Genomic DNA, 25041 nt, shown 5'->3' on the forward strand with positions numbered 1-25041 from the left:
CATGACTGATATCTTCAATCGGCCGCTGGCGGCCGCCGTTCTGCTCGCCGCCGCGTCCGGCGCTTGCATGCCGGCGCTCGCGCAGGACCAGGGGGAAATCAACCGCCAACTGCTCGCGGCCGCGAAGGACGACGATCAGCAGTCGGTCGTCGCGGCGCTGCAGCGCGGCGCGTCGGTCGATGCGATGAACCGGATCGGCGATACCGCGCTCGTCACCGCGTGCAAGAAGGGCGATACGGCGATGGCGCGCACGCTGATCGAACGCGGCGCGAACGTGCAGCACGCGAACGCCCCCGGCGATACGCCGCTGATGGCCGCCGCCTACGGCGGCTTCGACGAGATCGTCGCGCTGCTGCTCGCGCATGGCGCCGATCCGCTCGCGACCGATCGCGTCGGCAAGACCGCGATGGAATACGCGGCGGGCGAGGGGCAAACGAAGGTCGTGGGTCAATTGCTCGATGCCGGCGTCGACGTGAACCGGACCTACAAGAACGATCTGACCGCGCTGATGTGGGCGGCCGGCTACGATCGCGCGGAGACCGCCCAGCTGTTGCTCGCGCGTGGCGCGAACCAGTCGTTGAAGGACAACCGGGGGATGACGGCGAAAGATATCGCGGTGCAGACGAAGTCGGCGCGGGTCGCGGGGTTGTTGTCGGCGAGTTAGCGGCTGGAATCACGCGCGCAATGCCGGCCGCGCTTGCGCCAGGATCGCCGGCAATGCCTCGAACGAATCGATCAGCGCGTCGCAGCGCGGCATGTCGGCGCCGCTCGCGCTGCCATAGCCGTAGCTGACGATAAAGACCGGCAGACCGGCCGCGCGCGCCGCCGCGACATCGACCGATGAATCGCCGACCAGCACGCAACGTTCGGGCTCGACGTCGAGCAGCCGGCACGCGTGCCAAAGCGGTTCGGGCGACGGCTTCATGTTCGCGACGGTGTCGCCCGCGACCAGCCCGTCCAGATGAGCGGCGAGCCCCGTTTTGTCGAGCAGCGCCGCCGCCAGCGCCTGCGGCTTGTTGGTCACGCACGCGCAGCGGTACCCGTGCTGCCGCAACGCGTGCAGCCCGGCCATCACGCCGGGATAAACCCGGCCCAGCTCCGCGTTGGTCACCGCGTAGTGCCGCTCGAATATGTGCTGCGCATGCTCCAGTTCGACTTGCTGACCGAGGCCCGCCGCGTTCAGCGAGCGTTGCACGAGCTTGCGCACGCCGTTGCCGATGAAGCCGGTCACCATGTCGTACGGCAGCGGCGTGGCGCCGAAGTCCTTCAGCATTCGTCCGGCGGCCGCGACGATGTCCGGCGCGGTGTCGACCATCGTGCCGTCCAGATCGATCAGGACGGCGTGGTAGCCGCGGTTCATCGCCATGACGCGCTCGCGCTCGCGTTCGCCTGGTCCGCGTTCAGTGCGCCGCGCGCGGCCGAATCGGGACGCCGCGTGGCGTCTTCATGCCAGCGGCGCAGTGTCGCCAGATCCACCCAGCGATGCCATTCGCCGCGCACCATCGGAACGATCGGCGCATGCGGATCGCCGAGATGAGGCAGCACGGCCAGCGCGCCATCGAAGTCCTCGTGCGCGGTAAAAGTGCTCGGCGTGACGACGACCGGCACGCGCGCGGCGCGCGCCGCCAGCAGACCATTGCGCGAGTCCTCGAAGGCGAGGCAGGCCGCGGGCTGCAAGCCGAGCTGGTCGAGCACGTGTCGGTAGACGTCGGGGGCGGGTTTTTTGGCGGGCGTGGTGCCGGCGTCGCCAATGGCCGCGAAGCGATGGCGCCAGGTGCCGCCGAAATGCGCGTGCAATAGCGCGTCGAGGTTGGCGGGCGTCGTGGTCGTCGCGATCGCCACGCGCAGGCCGGCCTCGTTCGCCTCGTCGATCAGACGCGCGATGCCGGGGCGCAGCGGCAGGCCGCGCTCGCGCATGCGCTCGGTGTAGTGGCGCGTCTTCAGTGCGTGCAGCGCGTCGACGGCCTCTCCCGCTAGCGGGCCAGCGGCTTCCTCGCACTCGACCGTGCGCCAGTAATGCAGCAGACGCTCCTTGCCGCCCGCCACTTTCAGCAGGCCAGAATAGAGCGCTTCGTCCCAGAACCAGTCGAGGCCGGCTTCGGCAAACGCGGCGTTGAATGCTTGCAGATGAGCGGTCTCGGTGTCGGCGAGCGTGCCGTCGACGTCGAAGATAAGGGCTTGCATCGTGCGGTCCTCGCGAGGGTGGGGTGCCGTTCAGACACGCACCACGATAGCCGAGCCATCCGCCGATTCAAATTCAGAGATTCTTTCGCCGTCGATAAGCGTTGCATTGTGTGCCGGCAAGCACGCCGCAACATGCGCGCAGCAACAGGTCATTTGCCCAACTGCGGATCGGTCACGAAGCCCAGCTTCGTCAACCCGCCGCTTTGCGCCGCCGACATCACGATCGCGACCCGCTCGTACGGCACCTTGCGATCCGCGCGCAAATGCAGCTCCGGCTGCGGCGTCGCGACGGCGGCCTGGGCGATGCGCGCGCGCAGGCCGTCGTCGGTCACGGGCTGACCGTCCCACAGAACCGTGCCGTCCGCTTGCACCGCGACATCCACATGCGCGGGCTTGACCGCTTCCGGCTGGCTGCTCGCATGCGGCAGATCGATCCTGACCGCGTGCTGCAGCGCCGGAATGGTGACGAGAAAAATGATCAGCAGGACCAGCATTACATCGACGAGCGGCGTCATGTTGATCTCGTTCATCAGACCTTGATCGTCGTCGTCGGAGAAAGGGCTCATTGCCATTCGAGGTCTCCGTCGCGGGTTGCGTTCGTCGCGTTGGTGCCGCGCGGCACCACGCGCATCTGCGGCCCGGCGCTCGACGGCAATTGGGCACCGGTCACGAAGTACGCATGCAAGCCGTGCGCGAAACGCTTCAGGCGCGCGACGATCGAGCGGTTCGCGCGCGTCAGGCCGTTGTAGCCGAGCACGGCCGGTATCGCGACGAAGAGCCCGAACGCGGTCATGATCAGCGACTCGCCGACCGGGCCGGCAACATGATCGATCGACGTCTGACCGGTCTCGCCGATCACGATCAGCGCATGGTAGATGCCCCATACGGTGCCGAACAGCCCGACGAAAGGCGCGGTGCTGCCGATCGAAGCAAGGATCGCGAGGCCGCTTTGCAGACGTGCGATCGTTTCGTCCATCGTGTCCTGCAGACGCCGTGTGATCCAGTCCGACACGTCTATGCGGTCGTGCAACTGCTGCTGCGTCTGCCGATGATGCGTCGCCGCTTCATGGCCCGCCAGCGCGAGCGCGAGCAGCGGGTTGTCGTGCGCGTGCGAATCCGGATAGCCGAGCGCGTGCAGCCCGTCGTCGAAGCGGTCCGCGCTCCAGAAGCGCGCGTCGCTCTGGCTGGTCACGCGCCTGAGGCGGACCACCTGCCACAGCTTCACGATGATCACCGTCCACGACAGCACCGACATGATCACGAGCACGCACAGAATGCCGCGCGTGACGAAATCACCCGAATCCCATACGTTTGCGAGTCCGTAATGTTGCATGGCGAGTTCCTTCGGTTGGTGTCGGTGGTCTGTCTGGCGGTTCGGTTACGCCGGGTCGGTCACTCGGTCAGTCCGAATACGAACGACTGCGAGTACGCGGCGCGCACCGGCGTGCCGTTTTCGGTGTACGGCTGGCAGGCGCCCGCATGCACGGCCGCGAGCGCCGCGTCGTCGAGCCGGGTGGAGCCGCTGCCGGTTTGCAGCTGCGCCGTTTCGATATGCCCAGTCAGCCCGACGACGAAGCGCACGATCGCCGTGCCATGGTCGCCGCGTCGCTTCGCGACATCGGGATAGTCGGGCTTCGGAATCGAGCAGTCGACATGCGACACGTTGCGCGGCTCGGTCGACGCGGGCGCCGCCGGATGAGCGGCGGGAGCGGATGCGGTCGACGGCGCGGCGGCCGTTGGCGTGGTGGGCACGGCGGCCTGCGGTGCCGCCGATGGCGCGGCGGTTTGCGTGACGGGCTGCGTGGTGCTTTCGCGTGTCGGAGACGGTGCCGGCACAGGCTTTTCCACACTGCGCGGCACCTGCGCGCGCGGCTGCGGCGCTGGTTTGGCGTGCACGGCGGGATGCATGACGGGCGGCGTGGGCGCCGGGGGGACGACAGCGGCGGGCGGGGGCGGCGCGGGTTGTGAAACAACCGGAGCGGGAGGCTCGGGGCTCAGCAGCAACGCGGTGATCGTGCGTGGCTCGACCGGACGCTCGACGATCGGCTTGCGTGCGCTCAACGCGATGACGAGCAGCAGCAGATGCGCGACGATCACGGCGCCCAGCACGATCGCCGCGCGACGGTAGCCGGCCGCGAGATTCGCAGAGCTTGCTGGGTGCACCACGGCAACTTGCAGCATCATCGTCACCTCCGCGGTCATTGTCCTCCGCGGACCCCGCTTTTCAAACCCGCGACGGCCGGCGCGAAGCAATTCGGGAAAATCTCCCGCCGATCCGCGTTGTCAAACAATCACCCGGTGGGCTACCTTGAAACGATGACGCGAACCATCGCGGCGCTGCCATATCAACCCGGAGTACAACGATGCTGGAGACACGGATTTCCCCCCGACCGCCACGCCGTTCCCTCGCGCTGGCTTGCGCGCTCGTGCTGGCCGCGAGCGCCGCGCATGCCGCGGCCGCGCCGCTCGCCTACGTGACGAGCGAGAAGGCCGGCGTCGGCGTGATCGATCTCGACCAGATGACGCTTGCGCAGACCTTTCCGGTCGGCGCGGACGGCCCGCGCGGGCTGAGCCTGAACGCCGACGGCACGCGTCTGTTGGTCGCCAACAAGAACACCAACGATCTCGCGGTGATCGACACCGCTACCGGCAAGGTCGTCAAGCGCGTGAAGATCGGCAAAAACCCTGAATATGTGCGGGTGCGCAACGGCTACGCGTACGTGACCTACGAGCCCGGCGAGGACGGCGGGCCGCCGGGAGCCAAACCGGAAGGCAAACCCGATGCGAAAGGGGACAACAAGCCCGAAGCGAACGCGGGCGGCAAACCCGGCGCGGACGACGACGACGCGAACAAGCCGCCCGCTGAAATCGCGATCATCGATATGAAGAACTGGCAGGTGATCCGCTCGGTCACGAGCGGCCACGAAACCGAAGGCATCGAATTCTCGCGCGACGGTCAGATGATGCTGGTCACCAACGAAGGCGACGATACGGTGTCGATCTATCACGCACGAACCGGCGCGCCGATCAGAACCGTGAAGCTCGCGGCGGGCGGCCGGCCGCGCGGCATCCGGTTGTCGCCCGATGGCAAGCACTATGTGGTCACGCTGGAGTCGCTCAGCAAGCTCGTCGTGATCGACGCGCACACATTCGAGGTAGTCAAGACGGTCGATACGAAGCTTGGTCCCTATGGCGTCGCGTTCGGACCGAACGGTGAGCGGCTTTTCGTGGCCGCCGCGCGCGACAAGGTCGTGCAGGTGTTCGACGGCCACACCTTCGAACATGTCGCCGATGTGCCGGTCGGCCAGCGCTGCTGGCATTTCAGCTTCACGCCGGACGGCTCGAAGCTGATGGTCGCGTGTGGGCGCTCCGACGCGGTGTACGTGCTCGACGCGAAGAGCTATCAGCCCCTCAAGCAGATCGGTGAACTGCCGCTCGCGTGGGGCATCGTCACGTATCCGCATAGCGATGGGTCGATCGAATCGCATTGAGTGACATGCTGGCGAAGAGGCTGTTGCAGATTTTTCGGGGTCTGTTGGCTTTGCTGAGTCGGTGTTAACTTTTTCCCGTCTTGTACCGCTGTACGAGAAGAAGCACAAAAAGGCCGCCTGACAAGGGCGGCCTTTTTTATATGTGCTCGAGCATGCTCAATAGCTCGGGGATGCAAGTCTCCGTCTAGCCTAATCCCGATTTCGCACCAGCAGAAATATGCAACAGAAATGAGTTATCCGAAACCAATAGCGTCAATTCTTGTAAAAGCGGGCTTATCCCGAATTAAAACCGTTGACCGCGGTCCGTTTCGATGGTTAATTCTCGTAGCAACGCTAGAGAACTCATGAGGAATACAGTGGATCAACAGATGCAGCAAAGCAGTGGGACGAATGTCGAGGAAGAATGCGGAGTTTGCAGCATTATCTTTTCTATTTATTCCAAGTTCCCGCCGATGCCGTCCGCCCAGGCCTTGAACATGGAAACCGGAGAGTTCTTTCGTTTGAGAGAGTTCGTAAGTTGAAAACCGGTTATGCCATGGCCGAAGCACTGGGCGTTGCATGGGCGTGCAATTGTCGCGAACGATCAAAGAAGCGTTTCGATGAACAGTTCACGCTTCGGGACCCGAACGGGCGCGCGCTTTCCGATACTCTCTATACGGTCCGATTTCCCTCGGGCGAGTTGAAGCATGGGGTTACCGATCACGCGGGACGTACACAGCGGCACAAGACAGACGGCGCGCAAGCGGTGCGAATCTATCTTGGACATCGCCAGTCAGCGTAACAATTTGTCTATCAAGGTAACTCATAAAACGGGGTAAAAATGACTTATCCGCTGCACGAATGCGTGACCAATACAAACGCTAATTCAAACGTGAATGTCTATGTGACACGCTACTGCAAGCCATGGAAGTTATCGGCCGGAGGCATTGAATTTCTGAAGGGCTGGGAGAAATTCAGTGCGGTCATATATGACAAGGATGGAAGCGGAAAAGGCAATGCGACTATCGGTTATGGACACCTTGTTCATATGGGGCCGATATCAGGACCAATATCTGAGAAGCCATTTTTGCATGGGATTGCGGAGGCCGATGCCGATAAAATGCTCCGCGCTGATGTCGAAAAGGCTGAACGCATTGTCAATAGCGCGATCAAGGTCCCTTTGCACCAGTACGAGTACGACGCCCTGGTGTGTTTTATATACAATCTACAAGGTCATGGCGCCAACCTCCTCGATTTCGTGAACACTGGTGATTATGACAAGGTTGGCGACAAGATGAGAACTTACAGCCATGACCATCAGGGTCGCTTAGTTAAGGGCTTGCTCAGGCGTCGTCACCGTGAGGCAGAAATGTTCGAGGCAGGGATCTATGACTCATCACACTAAACTTATCGCGGCGATTGCATTCTGGCCGATCTTCTCGATAGCGGCCACCGTTTATTCGGGGGAGTTCGACTACAGGCAGATCCAATCATCGGCGACCTATTTCTCCGGCCACTCGGAAAAGGAAATTGATCGTTTGTGCAAGAGCGGAGAGCACGCGACGAATGATGATCTAGCTCAATGCCAACACCGGGAATTTGAGCGTGCAAAGGTGCGGCTGGATGAGAAGCTTAAAGTTGTTACGGCGCGATTTGAGCAGGGCGATAATTTTTTAAAAACCTATGATGAGAAACCATTGGCGATGCCATATTTCATTTCGGCGCAAGTTTCGTGGGCGAAGTTTCGTGACAGTCAATGTTATGCAGAAACATATATGATGGGCGAGGCGGCAGAGCGCGATATATATTTTTGGGGATGTATGACTGACATTACGCAAACGCGCGCAAACGAGTTAGCTAAATTGCTGAAGGATTGGAGTGTTCACTAAAAAAGCAGTTCCGTTTCGGCGAAGCTATTTGAAATGGGAATCGGTGATGCGCGACACTAGTATGTTTTTTCTGCTTTTCATTATGTCGCAGGCGACCTGGTTGCTTTATAGCGAAGACGACTGGTCCGCGCCGCTTTGCCGGCATTGCGCTCGTGCAGAACCGTCAAGCGACCGCAAGACCGAAGCCACCCCTTCGCACCACGCCAGTCACCACTACTTCCACCCATATCTCATCCCCACCCAAAACCCCCTCGGCGCCCCCGGCCCGACGAACTGCTCGTTGACCGGACTCGCGCCGTTAAACGTATTCCCCGGCCCGGTAAAGAAGTTCGCCCCCAGCGCGCCGAAGCTCGCATAGCGCTTATCGAGCAGGTTCGACACCGATGCGAACACCTGCAACTGTTTCGTCACCTGATACGAGGTGTCCATATCGATCAGCAGATAGCCCGAGATCTTGCCGTTCACATCCTGGTTGTTTTCGTCGCCATGCGCGTAGATGCTGCCGCGCCACGTGAGGTTCGTGCCGATTCGCCATTTCGAGGTGGCCGCGTAATCGAGCCGCAGTTTGACGGTCGTCGCCGGAATGCTCGGGATGTGGTCGCCCGGATGCACGGTGATGTTGCCGTTCGCGTCGGCGCTCGAATTGCTGCGGCTGCTTTCGACCCATGTCGACTGATAGGTCGCGTTGACGTAGCTATAGCTGCCGGTCACGGTGAGCGGTCCGTATTTCGTCTGCCCGGCCAGTTCGACCCCTTGCCGGCGCGTGCGCCCGACGTTCTGAAAGAAGCCCTGCGAACTGCCCGCGCCGTTGCTGCTGATGAACTGGATGTCGTTGTCGAGCGTCGTGCTGTAAGCGGCGGCGCTCCATGTCGTGTTGCCGCCGATCCTGCCGCGCGCCCCGACTTCATAGGTCTTCGAAATGACCGGCTGCAACGGCGGATCGGAGACGAAGTCGTTCGGCAGAGAACATGGCGCGTTCGGATCGGCGCAGGCCAGCTCGATCGCGGTCGGCGAGCGCATGCCCTCGTTGTAGGTCGCATAGGCGGTGAAGGCCGGCGTCGGATTCCAGTTGATGCCGACCGCCGGATTGAAGCGCGAGAACGTATGGTGGCCGTTGAGCTGCGGCTGCGTGCCGGATTCGTCGCCGATCGTCGCATCGGCCCAGTTGTAGCGGCCCGACAGCGTCAGCGACCACTGCGGCGTCAGCGACAGCGTGTCCGTCAGGTAGATGCCGTAGTTCGTGTTGTGCGTGTTCGCGTTGGTCTGCGGTTCGAAATTGCCGATGCCGACCGTCGCGCGCGAATCGGTGAACATCGCGTCTTGCGACGCCTGCGTGAAGTGCGAATTGGCGGCATCGACGGCCATGCCCGCGATGAACTGGTTCTTCATGCCGCCGAGTTTGCCGAGCAGCGTCAGTTGCAAGCTCGCGCCGTAGCTGTCGGTCGTCACGGTCGATTGCAGGTTGGTCGCCTGCAACGTATCGACAGCGCCGTCGTCCCCGATCTCGCCGAAGTTCTCGTTGACGTTACTGCTGGTGTTGGCATTGCGAAAGTGCCGGTAGTACGCGTTGCCGCTCAGCTCGACGTTGTCGTTGAAGTAATGATCGCCCGACAGCGTCAGGTAGCCGACGCTATTCTGATTCCGGTCGGGATACGTATACGGTTGCTTCGGGTTGTTGAGGAACGAGCGCGGAAGGGTTTGCACGCCGTGCAGATCGTTGTCCGCGCCACCGGCCGACAACGACAGCGTGGTGTCGGCGTCGGTATAGCGCAGCTTGCCGAACGCCTGACGGATGCGGCTTTCGTTCTGCTCGGCCCAGCCGTTATCGTTCGCGGCGTTGGCGGTGAAGTAGTAGTCGAGGTTCTGGCCGATCGTGCCGCCCTGTTCGATCTGCGCGGCCTTACGTCCCCACGAGCCGCCCTGTATTTCGGCTTCGCCGACCGGATTGTCCTTGCCGTTTTTCGTCGTGATCGCTAGCGCGCCGCCGAGCGTGTTGAAGCCGAAGGTCGGATTGGAGCCGGGGATCAGCTGCATCGTGTCGATCGCCTGTTGCGGTATCAGGTCCCAGTTCACGACGTCGCCGAACGGCTCGTTCACCCGCACGCCGTCGACGAATACCGACAAGCCCTGCGGCGTGCCCAGCAGCGGCGATGCGGTGAAGCCGCGATAGAACAGGTTCATCTGATACGGATTGCCCTGCGCGTCGGAGATCGTGACGCTAGGCAGATTCGCCGCGAGGAAATCGGTGAGCGTCTGGCGTCCCTGCCGTTGAATATCGGCCGCGTGTACGGTCTGCACGTTGGCCGGCACCTGCGTAAGCGGCGTGCCGATGCCGAGCAATGGCGTGGTGCCCACGACGACGATCGGCGCGAGGGTCGTGGTGGGTGTCGTGTTGTTGGCGTTGTCGTCGGGCGCCTTGGAAGGGGCAGCGGAAGACGCCGAAGCCGGCGCCGACGCCGCGACCGGCGGCTCGGCTTGCGCTTGCGCCCATACACTCGTGGACAAACCGGCGAGCGCTCCGCCGACGCAGAACGTGATGCCGGCGCGCCGCTGAAGCCGGCGTTTGCGGCGTGCTTGAGATCGCATGCTCATCGTTGTTGTCTCCTGCCGGCTTGTTATGCGCGCGTGTCGCGCGTTGTTCGACGTTGGTGTAAAGCTTCGCATACGCGTCTGTAAGCCGCGCGGGAGCTTTTCCCGATCTGCCGGGGAAGCGTTCCCAAACTCGCGCGAAACCCGCTGCGCGTGCCGTCGCTGAGTAGAATGCAAGCGTCATGTCAAGCGAACCGATCCATTCCTCCTCTGCTGGCCGCCCGCCGCCATCGTCACCGATATGGCGCGACCTCGGCTGGGTCGTCGCCGTGACCGCGCTAGCTGCGGCGCTCGGCGCCGCCTTCGATCTGAGCGAGAAGATCTACCGCTTCACGCGCGGCATGGAGCGCTTCCAGCTCGACGAGTTGCCCGGCACGCTGTTCGTGCTGTCGTTCGCGCTCGCGTGGTTCGCGTGGCGACGCTATGGCGATGCGCGCCGCGAAGCGCGCCACCGCCGCATGCTCGAGGAACAGGCCGAACAGCTGCTCGCGGACAACCGGCGCCTCGCCAGTCAGGCGCTGCAGGCACAGGAACTCGAGCGCCGCCATATGGCGCGCGAGCTGCACGACGAGCTGGGTCAATATCTGAACGCGATGTCGCTCGACGCGGCGCGCATCCGCGATCTATCGGGCGAGCGCGAGCCGGAGATTCATCGCATCGCGCTCGGGCTGATACAGAGCGCGACGCACGTGTACCGCGAGATCGGCGGCATGATCCGCCGCCTGCGGCCGATTGGTCTCGACGAATTCGGCTTGCCGACCGCACTCGAACATTGCGTCGACGGCTGGCGCGAGCGTTTGCCCGACGCGTCGTTCTCGGTGACGATCGAAGGGGACTTCAGCGGCCTCAGTGATGCGTTGACGATCACGCTATACCGGCTCGTGCAGGAAGGACTCACGAACGTGTCGAAGTTCGCGCGCCGCTCGCGCGTCGAACTGTTCCTGGTGCGTGCGCCGCGCGAAGACAACGGCACGCAGATCGACGAGATCGTCGTCACGATGGCCGACGACGGCCCCGGCACCGATCTGACGAAGCCGCGCAGCGGGCTTGGGTTGATCGGCATGCGCGAGCGCGTCGAGGCGCTCGGCGGCGAGTTTCACGTCGCGAGCGAGCCGCAGCGCGGTTTTCTGTTATGCGCGCGCGTATCCGCTCAAGCGGGACTGGCCGAGCCCGTGAACTGAAGCCCGAGGCGGCTTGCCATCTGCGCGAGCTGCACGCCGTTGTCGGCGCCGAACTTCTGCCGGATCACCGATTGATGGTTGGCCACCGTCTTCTGACTCAAGCCGAGCTTTTCGGCGATGCTCGGCAGCGTATAGCCCTGCACGAGCAGCCGCAGCACCTCGAACTCGCGCGCGGACAACTGACGCCCCGGCGGCCCTTCGTTGAATGCGGTGCGCAGCGCGAGCGCCTGCGAGATGTCCCGGCTCAGATAGCCGGCGCGGCGCGCAATCGAGCGCACCGCTTCGACCAGCACATCGGGCGCGCTCGCCTTGGTCACGTAGCCGAGCGCGCCTGCGTCGAGCGCGCGCCGCACGAAAATCGATTCCTCGTGCACGCTGAAGATCAGCACGCGCGCATCCGGCTCGCGCGCGAGCATGCGCCGCATCGCTTCGATGCCGCTCGCGCCCGGCAGCGACACGTCCATCACGACCACATCGGGCCGCAGCGCGCAAAAACGCTGGTAGGCCTGCGCTGCGTCGGCCGCTTCGCCGCACACCTCGACGTCGTCGTTCAGTTCGAGCAGACGCCGGTAGCCTTCGCGCACGACCGCATGATCGTCGACGAGCAGAACGGAGATGGTGTCGGCACTCATGATTGGGCTCCGGGTGATGCTCGGTTGTCGCCGGCGGCGTCGGGCTCGCAGGAAGCCGCCGCGAGCTTGCGCGAGTTGGCGTCGTTGCGGAACAGGATCGGCTGTTCGCGGGCGGCTGCTGTCGCCGCGGATTCCGACGCCGCCTGCCGCACGATCTTGACCACGTTCTCGTGAAACGGCGATTTGTCGCAGACAGGGTCGGCGTTGGCCGCGTCGCCGGTCAGCAGGAATGCCTGGCAGCGGCAGCCGCCGAGGTCGTGTTCCTTTTCGTCGCAGCTGCGGCACGGCTCTTTCATCCACTGCAAACCGCGAAAGCGATTGAACGCGTCGCTCTCGTACCAGATCTCGCGCAACGGCATGTCCTTCACGTTCGGCAGCGTCAGGCCGGGCAGGCCGCGCGCCGCGTGACACGGTAGCGCGGCGCCGTCGGGCGCGACGCCGAGGAACACCGCGCCCCAGCCGTTCATGCAGCGCTTCGGGCGCCGCTCGAAGTAGTCGGGCACGACGAAGAAGATCTTGCAGCGCTCGCCATGAGTCTGGCGATAGCGCGCGACCACCGCTTCGGCTTCTTCGAGCTGCTCGCGCGTCGGCATCAGTTGCGCCTGGTTCTCGCGCGCCCAGCCGTAGTACTGCGTGTTCGCCAGCTCCAGATATTCGGCGCCGAGAGCCAACGCCATCTCGATGATCTTGTCGACGTGCGGCAGGTTGTAGCGATGCAGCACGCAGTTCATCACCATCGGAAAGCCGTGCCGTTTGAGCGCGGCGGCGACACGCTGCTTCAGCTCGAACGTGCGCGTGCTGCTGAGGAAGTCATTCAGCTGCTGCGTCGAGTCCTGGAACGACAACTGGATGTGATCGAGCCCGGCCGCCTTCAGATCGCCGAGGCGCTGATCGGTGAGACCGACGCCCGACGTGATCAGGTTCGTGTAGAAGCCGAGCCTGTGCGCTTCTTCGACCAACACTTCGACGTCGTCGCGCACCAGCGGCTCGCCACCGGAAAAGCCGAGCTGCACCGCGCCGAGCGCGCGCGCCTCGCGCAGCACGTCGAGCCATTGGCCGGTGGTCAGTTCGCGGTTGTGATCGGTGTAGTCGAGCGGGTTGTAGCAGAACGCGCAATGCAGCGGACAGCGATAGGTCAGCTCCGCGAGCAGCCACAGCGGCGGCGGTACCGCGGCGGCCGCGCTGCTTTGCGGTTGCGCGCCGGGTTGAGAACCGGGTTGAGAAAGATCGGTCATCGCGCTACTCCAGCCAGCCGCGCCCATGCGCGTCGGCGATGAAAGCCCGCACCTCGTTGCCGATGCCGGTCGCGTTGAACGCCTGTTCGAGCTCGGCGATCAGCGTATCGATGTCGCGTGTGCCGTCGCAGCGCTTGAGGATTTCTCCGGCGCTTTGGTTGAGTTTCACCATGCCCTCCGGATACAGCAGCACGTGCGCGTTCTGCGCGGGCTCCCATTGCAGGCGGAATGGCTTCGCGATCGCGAGCGGCGTGGCGGGGTCGGCGCGTGTGGTGTCGTTCATTGCGGAAACGCCTTCTCGATCGAGTCGAGCATGGTCCACAGAATGTCGAGCTTGAACTGCAGGATTTCGAGCGCCCGTTCCTGCTGATCGCGTCGCGTGAAATGGGCGAGCGTGACTTCGAGTCCGTGCTGCACGTCGCGCTGCGCTAGGGAAATGCGCGAACGGAAGTACGCGAGACCCTCGGGCTCGATCCACGGATAGTGCTCGGGCCAGCTCGCGAGCCGGTCGCGATGCACCTGCGGCGCGAACATCTCGGTCAGCGACGAGCACACCGCTTCCTGCCACGGCGCACGGCGCGCGAAATTCACATAGGCATCGACGGCGAAGCGCACGCCCGGCGTCACGTGTTCGAGCGACCACAATTCGTCGCGAGTGAGACCGACCGCATCGGCGAGACGCGCCCAGGTTTCGATGCCGCCTTCCGCGCCTTCGTAGCCGTCGTGATCGAGAATACGCAGCACCCAGCGGCGGCGCGTCGCGCGGTCCGGACAGTTCGACAGCACGGCCGCATCCTTGAGCGGAATGTTGATCTGATAGTAGAAGCGGTTCGCGACCCAGCCGCGAATCTGCTCGCGCGAGCAGCCGCCGCTATTCATCTTCACGTTGAACGGATGGTGGATGTGATAGGCGGTGCCCTTCGCGCGCAATTGCGCTTCGAATTCCTCACGGCTCCAGGCGGGTCGGTCGACGACCTGGGTTCCCGCTGCGCTTGCGTCGCGTGTCGGTGTCGTGTCCTGAATGTCTTTCGCGTTCATGCCGTCCGTCTCCGTTTTATCGTCGTTCACAGCCGCGCCTGGCTACCTCATCTCTCCGCACTCTTTACTGCGCACTTCAAAGCTCGAAGCTCATTCCGTCGTACGCGACCTCGATTCCATGCTCGCCTAGCATGCGCCGCTCGGGGCCGTCTTCGATCAGGATCGGATTCGTGTTGTTGATATGGATCAGCACTTTGCGCTTCGCGTCGAGCGAATCGAGCGTTTCGATCATGCCGCCCGCGCCGCTCTGCGGCAGATGGCCCATATCCGCCGAGGTCTTCTTCGACAGGCCGAGGCGGATCATTTCGTCGCCGGTCCACAGCGTGCCGTCGACGAGCAGCAGATCGGCCTCGCGCATCGCCGCGAGCACGTGCGGCTCGATCGCGCCGAGCCCCGGCGCGTAGAACACGCGCTGGCCCGATTGCAGGTTCGTCAGCACGAGCCCGATGTTGTCGCCGCGCTCGGGCGCTTCGCGATGCGGCGAGTACGGCGGCGCCTTGCTCGATAGCGGCAGCGCGTCGATGCGGATGCCGGGCAGCGCGTCGACGGCGAGCGGCGCGCCGTCTAGCGCGATCCGGCGATGCTCGACACCGCAGTAGTGCGACAGGATCGGCGCGACCGGAAAGCCTGAGCGCAGGTCTTGCCAGACCGCATCGGTCGCGTACAGCGGCAGCGGCGTGTCGCGTTCGCGCAGCATCAGCAGGCCGGTCACGTGATCGATCTGCGCGTCGATCACGAGCACCGCGGCAATGCCGCTGTCGCGCGCGCGCCGCGCTGGCTGAAGCTCGGGATGCGCGGCGATCTGCGCGAGCAGATCGGGCGACGCATTGACGAGCAGCCAGTCCTCGCCGTTCGCGCTGACCGCGATCGACGACTGCGTGCGGCGCGTCGCCTTCACCGTGCCGCGACGCACGCCGTCGCAATTGCGGCAATTGCAGTTCCACTGCGGAAAACCGCCGCCCGCCGACGAGCCGAGTACCTTGATCTTCATGCCGCGTGACGCATGCTGCTGCGCTCCTTGTCGATGGTGGGAATGAACATCTCGGCGAGCACCTGCGCGACTCGTGCATGCAGCGCGGGGTCGCTCGCCAGATGGCCGGCCGCGCTCACAGACTCGACGCGTACCGACGGCACCGCGCGCGACAGCCGCCGCAGATTGCCGTGCGGACACACCGGGTCGCGCGCGCCATGCACGGCGGCGATCGGCACGCCGGCCGCCGCCGCGCGGCGCGCGAGCGACAGCAAACGCGTTTCGCCGAGCCAGCAGCGATGCGCGAGGTAGTGCGCCTGAATCCGGTATTTGCCGATCAGCTTGCGGGCGTGGGGTTGGGAATCGTGTGCGTTTCGCAGGACCCCACGTCGTTGCGCCGCGGCGCCTCGCGGCGATGCACTCGCCAGCACCGCGTTTTCGTAACCGCGCCAGGCCAGCGCGAGCGAACGTTGACGCGCTTCGTTCGCGCCGTATTGCAAGCCGGAGCCGCATCGCGCGGCCAGCGTTGCGGGCTCGTCGCAGCGAGCAGCGTCACGCAGTCGCGACCACGCACGCGGCGCGCGCTTGCGCGACGCGACGAACAAACCGCGAACTTCGCGCGCGGAAGTCAGGAACAGGCCGCGCAGCACGACGCCCGTGACCGACTGCGGACACTGTCCCGCATACGCGAGCGCGAGCGCCGCGCCCCACGATCCGCCGAGCACGCCCCAGCGCGCGAAACCGAGCCGCACGCGAATCGCTTCGAGATCGGCGATCAGATAGTCGGTGCGGTTGTGGCGCACGCTGCCGTGCGGCGTCGACGCACCGGTGCCGCGCTGGTCGATCAGCACGACGCGAAATCGCCGCAAATCGAAGAGCCGCAGCACACCGGGCTGACTGCCGCTGCCGGGGCCGCCGTGCAGCACCGCGACCGGCACGCCGTCGCGCGCGCCGGCGAGCGCGTACCACACCCGATGACCATCGCGCGTGCGCAGCGTATGGCCTTCGAGCGCGGCGGCTGCCTGCGTCGGGCGCGACGAGCTTCGCATCGTCATGGCAGCATCCTCGCGAGCAGGTTGTCGCGATCGATCCACTGATGCTTGAACGCGCCCGCCACGTGCAGCACGATCAGCGCGATCAGCGCATAGCCGATCGCATGATGAAGGCCGAAGAACAGGTCGCGCAGATGCGCGTCGTCCCAGCCCCACTTCGGCAGCAGGATGCCCCAGAAGCGCGTGCCGTAGCGATTGAACGACGAGCCGAGATACCCGGCGAGCGGCATCGCCACCATACAGACGTATAAAAGACCCTGCGTAGTGCGCGCGGCGGCGCGTTGCCACGGTGGCATCGGCGGCAGGGCAGGCCGGTGAAGGACTGCCCGCGCGACGATGCGCAAAAGCACCAGCAGGAAAACCGTCAGTCCGAGCGACTTGTGCAGATTGATCAGCGTCGCTTTGACAGGCAACCCCTTCGGCAATCCGACCATATAGAGGCCGAGCGCGAGCAGGCCGATGATGCCGAGCGCGATCAGCCAGTGCAGCGCGATCAGCAGCGCGGCATAGCGCGGGCCGCCGGCGCGGGCAGTTGCGTTGACGTTGATATCAGGCTTCGCGTTTCGTGAATCCGCTGTCGTCATGCGCTGTCTCCATGCAACATCGTGGCGGGACGTTTCTTTTTTCTCGACCACCGTTTCGGTCCTGGCTGACATAGCCGCCTCAGCCGGCGATCAGGATTTCGCCGCGGCCGTCGACCGCGAGGTCGCCCGTAAAACGAACCGGCAGACGGTCCGCGCGCCACTGCGAAAACGGCGCGATTTCGGCCGCGAGGCTGCGTATGAGCAATGACCAGAATACGTCGAAACCGTGCCCGCCGCCGGTGAACGTCGGGGGCGGCAAACCCTCGGGTCGTTGCGCGAGCAGCAGCGTGCCGCGCCTCATCGCATACGCATAGTGTGCGCCCAGTTGCCCCGCCACGCCGACGGTCCCCGCCACCAGCCGCGACGCCGCGAAGTCGCCCGCGTTGCCGCCGACGAGCACGAGGCCGCGGCGCATCCGGTCGGCGAGCCGCGCGCCCGCGTTGCCGTGAATCGTCAGCGTGCCGCCGCTCATGCCTTCCATGTCGCCCGTCACCGCGCCGGCGGCGAAGTCGCCGCTGTCGCCGCGCACCGTCACGCGTCCGCCGCGCATTTCGCAACCGGTGAAGTGCCCCGCGTCGCCGTCGATTTCAAGCAAGCCACCGCTCATCCTGAAGCCGCTGTAGTCGCCGACCGGGCCGCGCGCGACGAGCCGCCCCCCGTCCATCTGCGCACCGAGCCGGTCGAGCCACCGAGCGGCGCCGTCGATCAGCAGCGTGGCCATGTCGTCGCCGGATGCGGGCGCGTCATCGCGCACAACCTCGAATACGTCGCCGACCACGCAGCGCTCGTTGCCGGCCGGCAGCACGATGCGCTCGATCTCGGCCTCGCTCATGCTGACCAGTGCCGCCGGTGACAGCGCGGCCGCATCGACGCGAAAGCCGGGCGGTGTCTTCACGCGCAACGTGGTCGTGCTCATGCGCGTCCCCCGTCGAGTCCCGCCGCCAGCTCGTGCAGATGAAAGTGGTACGGCCCGAGCTTCCCGCCGTAGTTGCCCGCCGAAATGCGCAGCACGCCGGCCGCGCGTCCGAGTCCGGTCGCCGCGCCGATACCGGCCGTCATCGCCGCGCCGACGTCGGCGTCGGTCAGACCGTCGATCACGATCTCCAGCACGCAGCCCACGTCCGCGCTCAACTCGCTGCGCGATGCGAGGCCGATCAGGCTCGGACAGAACGCGTCGTTGGTCGACGCAGTCGCGCCCGCGTACTTCGAGCCGATCTTCGAGCCCGACCGCACGATGCCGCCGGGAAACGGCATGATCACGTTCGGCAGCCGGCGCATCGCTTCGACCGCGGCTTCGGCGGCGGCGAGCGCCGCGCCTTGGTCGCGCGCGAGCAGCAGCAGGTTGCCGCCGCCGACGGCCTTGACCGTCGCCGCCGTGTCTTCGCAGACGAACTCGCCGTCCATCACCGGCACGCGCCAGTAACGCGTGGGGCCGTTCCCTGTGTCGATCATCTTGGCGACCTGCCAGCCGTCGCCGAAAAAGCGCAGCCCGCTGCCGAGCGGCGCTGGGTCCGACAGCGGCGCGCGGCTCGTGGCCGGATCGATGCCGCTGTAGACGGCCGTGCTCGGGCAGGTGAGCACGCATTGGCCGACACGCCGCCCGATCTGCTTCGCCAGTTCCTTCGTCGACACCGCGAACAGCAGCACCGCGACACCGGGCCGGCCGTCGGGCGTCGCGTCGGGCGCGAGCGTGCGCTCGATGCCCGCCTCGCAGCCGCAGCCGATCACCGAGGTCGCGAAGCCCGACAGCGAGTTCGCCGCGTGCATCGCCCACGTCGGCGTGTGCGCGGTGATCACGAGCCGGGTCGCTTTCATCGGGAAGGCTTCGGCGAAGGTTGCGTCGATCGCGGTGCCGTTGATTTCGAGCGGGGCGGGAGCGTTCATCGTGGCCGCGTCAGGTTAGACATTCGACGGGCAACAGCCGCCCGCCGCGGCAGCAGCGGCAGGCTTCGTCGTCGCTGATCGTGGCGTGCGCGAAGTTGCTCGCGAGATTAGCGTCGCTATACGCGCGCAGCGTTTTCTCGATACCGCGATCGAACTCCGGCGCGACGAAATGGATGCCGCCCGTCGGCGTCGCGACCAGCGTGCCGTCGCGCGCGACCAGTTCGCCGTCCTTGAACACATACGCGGGCGACGTGAACATCCGCTCGCGGTCCGGCTCGTCGCGATAAACCGCGATGTCCGCCGCCGCGCCCGCGCCGAGATGGCCACGATCGCGCAGACCGAGCAACCGCGCGGGACCGGCGCGCGTGATGATCGCGATCTCGTACAGCGAGAATTCGCGCTTGAGTTCCGGCAGCGCGCTGGCAACCTGCGCTTCGGGATGCAGCTTCGCCAGCTGCTCATCGCGAAACGCTTTATCCATCAGCAGGCGGATCAGATGCGGATAGCTCGTGAACGGGCCGCCGTTCGGATGATCGGTGGTCATCGCGACGCGCCACGGGTCGTCGACGAGCAGAAAGATTTCGAGCCCGATGATCCATTGCAGCGCGTTCACATAGCTCTGTTCGCGATAGCGGAACGGCAGCACGCCGCAGCCCGCGTCGCACTCGATATCGCCGACTACCCACTTGTGCGGCCGCGCGAGCGGCGCGTTGCGGAACTGCATCATCGTGTCACCGGAGGCCGTGACGGTCTGTCCGAAGATGATCTGGCCGACGTCGATCGACACGTTCGGCCGCGCGTTCACCGCCTCGGCAATCTGCAGCGCGCCCGACGAAAACTTGCGCGAGCCCGCGGTGCCGTAGCTGTGAAACTGGATATGCGTCAGATGGATCGGCAGGCCGTCGGCGGCGTCCATCGTCGCGATCGTCGATGCGAGGTTGCCGGGCACGCCGAGGTTGCTCGTATGCACGTGCAGCGGATGCGGTACGCGCAGCTCGGTCAGCGCGCGCGTCAACGTGCGCAGCACGTCGCGCGGCGTGATGCCGTAGTGCGCGTGCGGTTCGTCGACGTCGAGCGAGCGCTGGTTGAACTTGAACGCGGAGATGCCGCCGGGGTTGACTACCTTGACGCCGAGCGCCTTGCTCGCGTTGATCGTCCAGCCGACGTAGTCGCGCAGACGTTCGAAGTCGTCGCGTGCGGCGAGCATTTGCAGGAACAGTTCGTCGTTGCCGAGCATCACGTACGCGCCGTGATCGATGATCGGCGTGTCGCCCATTTCGAGGTGCGTGTGGCGCGCGTTCGACGGCATCATCGCTGGTTCGAACGCGGCCGTGTAGCCCATTTCGGCGTAGCGGTAGCCGGTCGCTAGCGTGCCCGGCGTGCAGACGCCGCACGAAGGCAGACGCAGATAGCGGCCGTTGTCGTCGCGCGCGGCTTCGTAGGCGGCCTCGCGAGGCGCGTCGGCGCGATGGTCCTCGGGCAGCAACAAACGCGACAGATTGGTTTTGCCGCCGCCAATATGCGAATGCAGATCGATGCCGCCCGCCATCACGATCATGCCGGTCGCGTCGTATTCGCGATCGACGGGGGTGGTGGAGGGAACATCGACGATGCGGCCGTCGCGGAACGTGAGATCGCGGCGTTCGCCGTTGACGTTGTTGATCGGGTCGAACAGCGTGCCGCCCTTGAGCCGAACGAGAGTCATGGCCGATCCTCGCGCGGATTCGATCGTTCGCTCAGTCGTTCGTGCAACTGCGCGGCAATCGACGCCACAGATTCCAGCGCAGCACCACGCGCCGCAGTGAGCGGCATCACGACCGTACCGTCGACGCGAAACAGATGCCCGCCGCTATCGATGCCCGGAGTCGCGACCGGCACGAACACCGTGTTCGCGCCGCGTGCCTTGGCGGCATTCGCGAGCGCAGGGTGACCGAGCACGATCAGCGGCATCGTGGGATCGAGCGACGCGGGCCATGCATGCGGCTCGAAGCCTGCGATCCACAGCAGCGCATCGACTTCGCGTTCGGCGAGCAGCCGCGCGGTCCGATAGCGATACGGATCGTGATCGAGCGGCGCGGCGCCGGTGACGCGCGCCGGCATCGACACGCGCGTGCGCAGCGGCAAGCCTGACAGCCACGTGACGGTCTGGTTGACCGTCAGCGCGCCATCGTCACCGCCGAGCGCGACACATGCCGCGCGCGTCGTGCGATTCACGGCCTTGACGATCCGGTTTAGCGCTTCGATCAGCAGCGCCGCGTGCGGCGCGGGCAGCGCGGCCGGTTCGTAGACGACCACTGCGTAGCGCGCGCTGGCGATGCGTGCGTGCAGTGACGCGAGCGCGGTTGCCACGTTGGCGTGGCTGCCATCGCCGTGACTTAGCGCGGCCGCGTCGCGTCCTTCCGCGAGCGCCGACCACAGCGCGAGGGTGTCATACGGCTCGGCGTCCGGCAGCAGCGAGTCGATACGCGTTTGCGCCAAACCGGCCGCCGCCGGGTCCGGTTGGCAGCCGACGAAGACCAGCTCGCGCGCGAGTTCGGTGCCCACCAGCGCGCGCGTGAAGAAGCGCGGGTAGCGCAGCGACGGCTGACAGCCGAAGAACACCAGCAGATCGGCGCGCGCGCGCACTTCGGAGAGCGTCGTGAAGAACGCGCCGCGATCCTGCAACGCGAGCGTCGCGGGCGTCAGCGCATCGCCGTGCAGATGATCGAGGATCGCACCACAGGCGGCGGCGAGCGGATACAACGCGCGGGTGCCGGCGACATGGGTCGCGAGGCCGCCGAACAGCGGGCGGCGCGCGTTCGCGAGCAACTGCGCGGCGCTCGCCAGCGCGGTATCCATGTCCACTTCGCTGCCGTCGACCACGCATCTGCATTGCGCATCCGTCCCGCCGTACTGCGCTAGCGCGTGAGCGAGCCGCGAGCATTCGGTGTCGGGCACTTCGAGCGTGCCGTCGTCGTGGGAAGCGGCGACCAGGTCGTCGCACAGCAAAGGGCAGAACGGACAGATCCAGTCGCGTGTGAGCGTCGCGGCGCGGGTTGCGCTCGGGCCAGGGGTCGATGGATCGGTGGCGGGACTATGCATGGGCCAGGTTTAGCAAGCTCCATGCCGATCTTTCTACGAATCGTCAGCGGGCGAGCACCGCGCTGAAGCGGGCCGCGCTTACGGTCATGCTGCTTTGCATTCAGCGATCAACCTGCGCGAGGTACCGGCGACGAGCGTGCCCGATCGTGCGTCGGCGCGCGGGTTCAAAGGCCCGCTGCGCCATACAAAATGTGTGCCGTTCTGGAGCAGAGTGTCACACGCAAACTGTCCGGCTTGTGTTGCGTTTACAGACAGCGCTGTCAGAACGCGTGGCATGGAAATTGTATGGAAGGCCTACGCCGAATCGGAAGGCGCGCAGTCGATCTGCCGATCGTGCAGCGCGGACGCCACCAGCCAGGCGCTTGCGCCGGTGGCGGCCGCGGCGGCCAGATCGGCGCGATTGCGGATGCCGCCCGCGCCGATCAGCGTCGTGTGAGCGGCGGCTTGCGCGCGCAGGCGCTCGAATGTCGCGAGATCGGGGCCGGCGTAGCTGCCGACCTGGTCGAGCGTCATCGCGATCACGCGCGACGGCCACCATGCCGACGAGCGATCGAGCGCGGTCGCGGCGAGCAGTTCGCCGGCGCGATGATCGAGCGACAGGATCGGCGCGAGGCCGGCGCGCTGCGCCGCGTGCACGGCACGGATTTCGCGAAGCGTCTCCGAGCCGAAGACCGGCACGAGGGTCGCAGGGATTGAATTGGCAGTAGGGCTGTCGAGTTGATCAACAGCAGCGTCGATGCGCTCGAACAGCGCGCGCATCGATGCGTAGTCCGCGAAACCCGCGTCGAGCCACAGTTCGATGCCGGGCAGCGCGGCACGCAACGCGGCAAGCGTCGAAGCATGCGCGCCGCGCTGCAGGATGGCGCCGAGATCGGCGATATAGAGCGTGCGCGCGCCGCTGGCTTCGAGTAGCGCGCGGGCGGTAGCAAGTGGGTCGCTCGTCGCGACGAGGCGGGACCGGATGGGCCGATAGGCGCTCCGCTCGCCGCGTACCGCGCGGACGACCTGACCGTCGAGCAGATCGAGAACAGGTATCACCTGCATAGAGGGGCGCTTTCCTTTGACCAAGATCTTTGTTTATGAGTATCTCACCGGCGGCGGCATCGACCCCGAACTCGCCGGCGCAGGCAGTCTCGCCGATTTGAGCGCGCTGATCGTCGAAGGACGCGTGATGCGCGACGCACTGGTCGCCGCCTTGCGTGAACTGGACGGCGTGCACGTCACGTTCGCGACCTCGCGCTTCGAAACACCAGCGGCGGGCGACGCTCATTGTATGGCCGCACCCGGCGAATCGATGACGGCGTTCGTCGCGCGCGTGGCGCGCGAGCACGACTACGCGTGGGTGGTCGCGCCGGAATGCGACGACCTGCTGCTGCGCTTTCACGATGCGGTCGGCACCGCCCGTTGGCTTGGCTGCGCGAAGGAAGCGATCCGCGTCGCGTCGAGCAAGAGCGCGACCGCGGCGTGTCTTGCCGCGCATGGCATTGCGACGACGCCGGCGCTCGAACCCGGCGACCCGGCCACGCAGCACGGCGGCCGCTGGGTCGTGAAACCGGACGACGGCGCGGGCGGCCTCGACACGATCGTCTACGAACGCCTCGCCGATGCCTGCGCCGAGTACGAAGCGCGCGCGGCGGCCGGGCGCAATCCGGTGCTGCAAGCGTGGGTCGATGGCGAGCCGTTGAGCCTGTCGCTGATCTGCCGCGGCGACGCGACCAAGCTGCTCAGCATCAACCGTCAGCAGATCGGGCTGAGCGGCGGCGACGCGCCGGGCGAGGTGGCGCGGATCGTCGAGTTCGACGGCGTGCTGGTCGATCAGATCGACCAGCACAGCGACATGGGCCGCGCGCTCGACACGCTCGCGCATCGCGTCGCGCGGGCGATCCCGGGTTTGCGCGGCTTCGTCGGCATCGATGTCGTATGGCATCCGCAGCGAGGGCCGGTCGTGATCGAAGTGAATCCGCGTTTGACGGTCGCTTATGCGGGGCTGTCGGCGGTGCGCGGCAGCGGCCTGACGCGCGCGCTGCTGGCCGCGCATGGCGTGCGACTCGAGCGCTGCGGTGCGCCGCGCGCCAATCCGCTCACATTCGAGGTGCGTCCTTGAGCCCCGCCCGTTCGAACTCGGCGGTGCGGTTCGGCTGGGACGTCGGCGGTGCGCACGTGAAGGTGTCACTCATCGACGGCAGCGATGCCGTGCACGACGTCGTGCAATGGCCGTGTCCGCTGTGGCAGGGTCTCGACCATCTGCACCGCACGATCGACCTCGTCTTCGAGCGCTGGCCGCAGGCGCGCACGGGCGCCGCGCGGCATGCGGTGACGATGACCGGCGAGATGGTCGACCTGTTCGCGGATCGCGCCGAAGGCGTGCGCGCGATCGTGGCCGCGCTCGCGCAGCGGCTCGGTTCATCACTGCGTTTCTACGCCGGCGACGCCGGCTGGCTCGCCGCCGACGACTGCGCGGCCGGCTGGCGCCAGATCGCGTCGGCGAACTGGCTCGCGACCGCGAGCTGGGTCGCTACCCGCATGCCGAACGCGCTGCTGATCGACATCGGCAGCACCACCACCGACATCATTCCGATCGTCGACGGCCGGGTCGTCGCGCGTGGCGCGACCGATGCGGGCCGGCTCGCGAGCGGCGAACTCGTGTATCACGGCGTCGTGCGCACGCCGTTGTGCGGCGTCGCGCATCGGATCGAATTCGGCGGCGCCACGCTGAACGTGATGAACGAATGGTTTGCGACCACCGCCGACGTCTACCGGCTGACGGGCGAACTGGACCCGCTGCACGACGTGCAGCCGAGCGCCGACCAGGGGCCGAAGACGCCGGCGGCGAGCCGCGCGCGGCTCGCGCGCATGATCGGGCACGACGCGCACGACGCGTCGGACCTCGAATGGCTGCACTTTGCGCGGCGCTGGCGCGCGCTGCAGGTGCGCGAAATCGGCGCGAACCTGATGCGCGTGGTCGCCGCGCAGCCGGCGCTCGCGGCCGCGCCGCTGGTGGGCGCGGGCTGCGGCCGCTTCCTCGTCGCCGCCTTGGCGCGCGACGAAGCGCGCGGCTATATCGACTTCGGCGCGTTGGCGGGCGTGCCCGATGCCAGCGCGGCGTGGGGGGCGACCTGCGCGCCGAGCGTGGCGGTCGCGCTGCTCGCGGCGCGCGAACCGGGAGCGCAGCGGCGAAGCGCGCGTGGCGTCGCCGCGCGCGGCATGAGTTGACCGGTGCGGCGCCGCCCGAAGACGCGGCGCCAGCGCACG

At 66.0% G+C, this 25041-nt stretch carries 25 protein-coding genes and 1 pseudogene; 8 read left to right on the top strand and 18 right to left on the bottom strand.

Annotated elements, in window-relative coordinates; genetic code table 11:
* Position 1 precedes the first annotated feature (1 nt).
* Complete coding sequence (locus ACLFKU_RS16535; protein WP_410849767.1) at positions 2 to 664, top strand: ankyrin repeat domain-containing protein; 663 nt, start codon at positions 2 to 4, stop codon at positions 662 to 664.
* Positions 665 to 673: 9 nt separating this feature from the next.
* Here the strand turns inward: ACLFKU_RS16535 and gph are convergent, their stop codons facing one another.
* From gph to ACLFKU_RS16560, 5 genes are all read right to left on the bottom strand, one after another.
* Positions 674 to 1366 (bottom strand): phosphoglycolate phosphatase, encoded by a 693-nt coding sequence (gene gph / locus ACLFKU_RS16540; protein WP_410849768.1) that lies wholly within the window; start codon positions 1364 to 1366, stop codon positions 674 to 676.
* Positions 1357 to 2184 carry an HAD family hydrolase gene (locus tag ACLFKU_RS16545; protein WP_410849769.1) on the bottom strand — a complete coding sequence of 276 codons (828 nt, stop codon included), beginning with the start codon at positions 2182 to 2184 and terminating at the stop codon, positions 1357 to 1359. The genes gph and ACLFKU_RS16545 overlap by 10 nt, the downstream gene beginning before the upstream one ends.
* A gap of 149 nt (positions 2185 to 2333) precedes the next feature.
* Positions 2334 to 2756 carry an ExbD/TolR family protein gene (locus ACLFKU_RS16550; protein ID WP_410849770.1) on the bottom strand — a complete coding sequence of 141 codons (423 nt, stop codon included), beginning with the start codon at positions 2754 to 2756 and terminating at the stop codon, positions 2334 to 2336.
* Positions 2747 to 3517, bottom strand: coding sequence for a MotA/TolQ/ExbB proton channel family protein (locus ACLFKU_RS16555; protein WP_368581976.1), 771 nt, complete (start codon positions 3515 to 3517; stop codon positions 2747 to 2749). Before ACLFKU_RS16555 ends, ACLFKU_RS16550 begins: the two co-directional genes overlap by 10 nt.
* 59 nt (positions 3518 to 3576) lie before the next feature.
* Entirely contained in the window at positions 3577 to 4368 is a 792-nt protein-coding gene (locus ACLFKU_RS16560) for an energy transducer TonB (protein ID WP_410849771.1), read from the bottom strand.
* 179 nt (positions 4369 to 4547) lie between these two features.
* Here ACLFKU_RS16560 and ACLFKU_RS16565 point away from each other — a divergent pair, with 179 nt between their 5' ends.
* The 4 genes and pseudogenes from ACLFKU_RS16565 (at position 4548) to ACLFKU_RS16580 (ending at position 7543) form a co-directional block, all read left to right on the top strand.
* Positions 4548 to 5675, top strand: coding sequence for a beta-propeller fold lactonase family protein (locus ACLFKU_RS16565; protein WP_410849772.1), 1128 nt, complete (start codon positions 4548 to 4550; stop codon positions 5673 to 5675).
* 356 nt (positions 5676 to 6031) lie between these two features.
* Positions 6032 to 6456: pseudogene (locus ACLFKU_RS16570) on the top strand (hypothetical protein).
* Positions 6457 to 6495: 39 nt separating this feature from the next.
* The gene (locus ACLFKU_RS16575; protein WP_410849773.1) at positions 6496 to 7059 is read left to right on the top strand and encodes a lysozyme; all 564 of its coding nucleotides are present in this window, start codon (positions 6496 to 6498) and stop codon (positions 7057 to 7059) included.
* Positions 7043 to 7543, top strand: coding sequence for a lysozyme inhibitor LprI family protein (locus tag ACLFKU_RS16580; RefSeq protein ID WP_368581971.1), 501 nt, complete (start codon positions 7043 to 7045; stop codon positions 7541 to 7543). The genes ACLFKU_RS16575 and ACLFKU_RS16580 overlap by 17 nt, the downstream gene beginning before the upstream one ends.
* Before the next feature lie 213 nt (positions 7544 to 7756).
* On the opposite strand, the gene ACLFKU_RS16585 is transcribed toward ACLFKU_RS16580, so the two are convergent.
* Positions 7757 to 10135 (bottom strand): TonB-dependent receptor, encoded by a 2379-nt coding sequence (locus ACLFKU_RS16585; RefSeq protein ID WP_410849774.1) that lies wholly within the window; start codon positions 10133 to 10135, stop codon positions 7757 to 7759.
* A gap of 179 nt (positions 10136 to 10314) precedes the next feature.
* On the opposite strand from ACLFKU_RS16585, the gene ACLFKU_RS16590 reads away from it, so the two are divergent.
* Positions 10315 to 11313, top strand: a complete 999-nt coding sequence (locus ACLFKU_RS16590) for a histidine kinase (protein ID WP_410849775.1) — start codon at positions 10315 to 10317, stop codon at positions 11311 to 11313.
* Here the strand turns inward: ACLFKU_RS16590 and ACLFKU_RS16595 are convergent.
* From ACLFKU_RS16595 to ACLFKU_RS16650, 12 genes are all read right to left on the bottom strand, one after another.
* A complete protein-coding gene (locus ACLFKU_RS16595) occupies positions 11283 to 11945 on the bottom strand; it encodes a response regulator (RefSeq protein ID WP_410849776.1) in 663 nt (220 codons plus the stop codon). The genes ACLFKU_RS16590 and ACLFKU_RS16595 overlap by 31 nt on opposite strands.
* On the bottom strand, positions 11942 to 13180 hold the full coding sequence (pqqE, locus tag ACLFKU_RS16600; protein WP_410849777.1) for a pyrroloquinoline quinone biosynthesis protein PqqE: 1239 nt from the start codon (positions 13178 to 13180) through the stop codon (positions 11942 to 11944). Before pqqE ends, ACLFKU_RS16595 begins: the two co-directional genes overlap by 4 nt.
* 4 nt (positions 13181 to 13184) lie before the next feature.
* On the bottom strand, positions 13185 to 13463 hold the full coding sequence (gene pqqD, locus ACLFKU_RS16605; RefSeq protein ID WP_368581967.1) for a pyrroloquinoline quinone biosynthesis peptide chaperone PqqD: 279 nt from the start codon (positions 13461 to 13463) through the stop codon (positions 13185 to 13187).
* Entirely contained in the window at positions 13460 to 14218 is a 759-nt protein-coding gene (gene pqqC / locus ACLFKU_RS16610; protein WP_368582216.1) for a pyrroloquinoline-quinone synthase PqqC, read from the bottom strand. Before pqqC ends, pqqD begins: the two co-directional genes overlap by 4 nt.
* Before the next feature lie 76 nt (positions 14219 to 14294).
* Complete coding sequence (gene pqqB, locus ACLFKU_RS16615; protein WP_410849778.1) at positions 14295 to 15209, bottom strand: pyrroloquinoline quinone biosynthesis protein PqqB; 915 nt, start codon at positions 15207 to 15209, stop codon at positions 14295 to 14297.
* Positions 15206 to 16243, bottom strand: coding sequence for an alpha/beta fold hydrolase (locus ACLFKU_RS16620; RefSeq protein ID WP_410849779.1), 1038 nt, complete (start codon positions 16241 to 16243; stop codon positions 15206 to 15208). Before ACLFKU_RS16620 ends, pqqB begins: the two co-directional genes overlap by 4 nt.
* Positions 16240 to 16824, bottom strand: coding sequence for a cytochrome b (locus ACLFKU_RS16625; protein WP_368586099.1), 585 nt, complete (start codon positions 16822 to 16824; stop codon positions 16240 to 16242). Before ACLFKU_RS16625 ends, ACLFKU_RS16620 begins: the two co-directional genes overlap by 4 nt.
* Before the next feature lie 79 nt (positions 16825 to 16903).
* Entirely contained in the window at positions 16904 to 17740 is an 837-nt protein-coding gene (locus ACLFKU_RS16630; RefSeq protein WP_410849780.1) for a formylmethanofuran dehydrogenase subunit C, read from the bottom strand.
* Positions 17737 to 18708: a formylmethanofuran--tetrahydromethanopterin N-formyltransferase gene (gene fhcD / locus ACLFKU_RS16635; protein WP_410849781.1), complete on the bottom strand. Its 972-nt coding sequence runs from the start codon at positions 18706 to 18708 to the stop codon at positions 17737 to 17739. The genes ACLFKU_RS16630 and fhcD overlap by 4 nt, the downstream gene beginning before the upstream one ends.
* A gap of 10 nt (positions 18709 to 18718) precedes the next feature.
* Positions 18719 to 20413, bottom strand: a complete 1695-nt coding sequence (locus ACLFKU_RS16640) for a formylmethanofuran dehydrogenase subunit A (RefSeq protein ID WP_410849782.1) — start codon at positions 20411 to 20413, stop codon at positions 18719 to 18721.
* Positions 20410 to 21789, bottom strand: a complete 1380-nt coding sequence (locus tag ACLFKU_RS16645; protein WP_410849783.1) for a formylmethanofuran dehydrogenase — start codon at positions 21787 to 21789, stop codon at positions 20410 to 20412. The genes ACLFKU_RS16640 and ACLFKU_RS16645 overlap by 4 nt, the downstream gene beginning before the upstream one ends.
* A 294-nt stretch (positions 21790 to 22083) precedes the next feature.
* The gene (locus tag ACLFKU_RS16650) at positions 22084 to 22833 is read right to left on the bottom strand and encodes a HisA/HisF-related TIM barrel protein (protein WP_410849784.1); all 750 of its coding nucleotides are present in this window, start codon (positions 22831 to 22833) and stop codon (positions 22084 to 22086) included.
* 16 nt (positions 22834 to 22849) lie between these two features.
* Here ACLFKU_RS16650 and ACLFKU_RS16655 point away from each other — a divergent pair, with 16 nt between their 5' ends.
* Both ACLFKU_RS16655 and ACLFKU_RS16660 read left to right on the top strand, forming a co-directional pair.
* Entirely contained in the window at positions 22850 to 23893 is a 1044-nt protein-coding gene (locus ACLFKU_RS16655) for an ATP-grasp domain-containing protein (RefSeq protein ID WP_368624041.1), read from the top strand.
* The gene (locus tag ACLFKU_RS16660; RefSeq protein ID WP_410849785.1) at positions 23890 to 25002 is read left to right on the top strand and encodes a hydantoinase/oxoprolinase family protein; all 1113 of its coding nucleotides are present in this window, start codon (positions 23890 to 23892) and stop codon (positions 25000 to 25002) included. Before ACLFKU_RS16655 ends, ACLFKU_RS16660 begins: the two co-directional genes overlap by 4 nt.
* The last annotated feature ends 39 nt before the right edge of the window (positions 25003 to 25041 follow it).

The sequence above is a fragment of the Paraburkholderia sp. EG304 genome, from assembly GCF_046543485.1.
GTDB classification, from domain to species: domain Bacteria; phylum Pseudomonadota; class Gammaproteobacteria; order Burkholderiales; family Burkholderiaceae; genus Paraburkholderia; species Paraburkholderia youngii.

Excerpts from the sequence above, each read along its gene's own strand:
- ACLFKU_RS16535 (WP_410849767.1), top strand. The coding sequence starts at position 2 with ATGACTGATATCTTCAATCGGCCGCTGGCGGCCGCCGTTCTGCTCGCC.
- gph (WP_410849768.1), bottom strand. The coding sequence starts at position 1,366 with ATGGCGATGAACCGCGGCTACCACGCCGTCCTGATCGATCTGGACGGC.
- ACLFKU_RS16545 (WP_410849769.1), bottom strand. The coding sequence starts at position 2,184 with ATGCAAGCCCTTATCTTCGACGTCGACGGCACGCTCGCCGACACCGAG.
- ACLFKU_RS16550 (WP_410849770.1), bottom strand. The coding sequence starts at position 2,756 with ATGGCAATGAGCCCTTTCTCCGACGACGACGATCAAGGTCTGATGAAC.
- ACLFKU_RS16555 (WP_368581976.1), bottom strand. The coding sequence starts at position 3,517 with ATGCAACATTACGGACTCGCAAACGTATGGGATTCGGGTGATTTCGTC.
- ACLFKU_RS16560 (WP_410849771.1), bottom strand. The coding sequence starts at position 4,368 with ATGATGCTGCAAGTTGCCGTGGTGCACCCAGCAAGCTCTGCGAATCTC.
- ACLFKU_RS16565 (WP_410849772.1), top strand. The coding sequence starts at position 4,548 with ATGCTGGAGACACGGATTTCCCCCCGACCGCCACGCCGTTCCCTCGCG.
- ACLFKU_RS16575 (WP_410849773.1), top strand. The coding sequence starts at position 6,496 with ATGACTTATCCGCTGCACGAATGCGTGACCAATACAAACGCTAATTCA.
- ACLFKU_RS16580 (WP_368581971.1), top strand. The coding sequence starts at position 7,043 with ATGACTCATCACACTAAACTTATCGCGGCGATTGCATTCTGGCCGATC.
- ACLFKU_RS16585 (WP_410849774.1), bottom strand. The coding sequence starts at position 10,135 with ATGAGCATGCGATCTCAAGCACGCCGCAAACGCCGGCTTCAGCGGCGC.
- ACLFKU_RS16590 (WP_410849775.1), top strand. The coding sequence starts at position 10,315 with ATGTCAAGCGAACCGATCCATTCCTCCTCTGCTGGCCGCCCGCCGCCA.
- ACLFKU_RS16595 (WP_410849776.1), bottom strand. The coding sequence starts at position 11,945 with ATGAGTGCCGACACCATCTCCGTTCTGCTCGTCGACGATCATGCGGTC.
- pqqE (WP_410849777.1), bottom strand. The coding sequence starts at position 13,180 with ATGACCGATCTTTCTCAACCCGGTTCTCAACCCGGCGCGCAACCGCAA.
- pqqD (WP_368581967.1), bottom strand. The coding sequence starts at position 13,463 with ATGAACGACACCACACGCGCCGACCCCGCCACGCCGCTCGCGATCGCG.
- pqqC (WP_368582216.1), bottom strand. The coding sequence starts at position 14,218 with ATGAACGCGAAAGACATTCAGGACACGACACCGACACGCGACGCAAGC.
- pqqB (WP_410849778.1), bottom strand. The coding sequence starts at position 15,209 with ATGAAGATCAAGGTACTCGGCTCGTCGGCGGGCGGCGGTTTTCCGCAG.
- ACLFKU_RS16620 (WP_410849779.1), bottom strand. The coding sequence starts at position 16,243 with ATGACGATGCGAAGCTCGTCGCGCCCGACGCAGGCAGCCGCCGCGCTC.
- ACLFKU_RS16625 (WP_368586099.1), bottom strand. The coding sequence starts at position 16,824 with ATGACGACAGCGGATTCACGAAACGCGAAGCCTGATATCAACGTCAAC.
- ACLFKU_RS16630 (WP_410849780.1), bottom strand. The coding sequence starts at position 17,740 with ATGAGCACGACCACGTTGCGCGTGAAGACACCGCCCGGCTTTCGCGTC.
- fhcD (WP_410849781.1), bottom strand. The coding sequence starts at position 18,708 with ATGAACGCTCCCGCCCCGCTCGAAATCAACGGCACCGCGATCGACGCA.
- ACLFKU_RS16640 (WP_410849782.1), bottom strand. The coding sequence starts at position 20,413 with ATGACTCTCGTTCGGCTCAAGGGCGGCACGCTGTTCGACCCGATCAAC.
- ACLFKU_RS16645 (WP_410849783.1), bottom strand. The coding sequence starts at position 21,789 with ATGCATAGTCCCGCCACCGATCCATCGACCCCTGGCCCGAGCGCAACC.
- ACLFKU_RS16650 (WP_410849784.1), bottom strand. The coding sequence starts at position 22,833 with ATGCAGGTGATACCTGTTCTCGATCTGCTCGACGGTCAGGTCGTCCGC.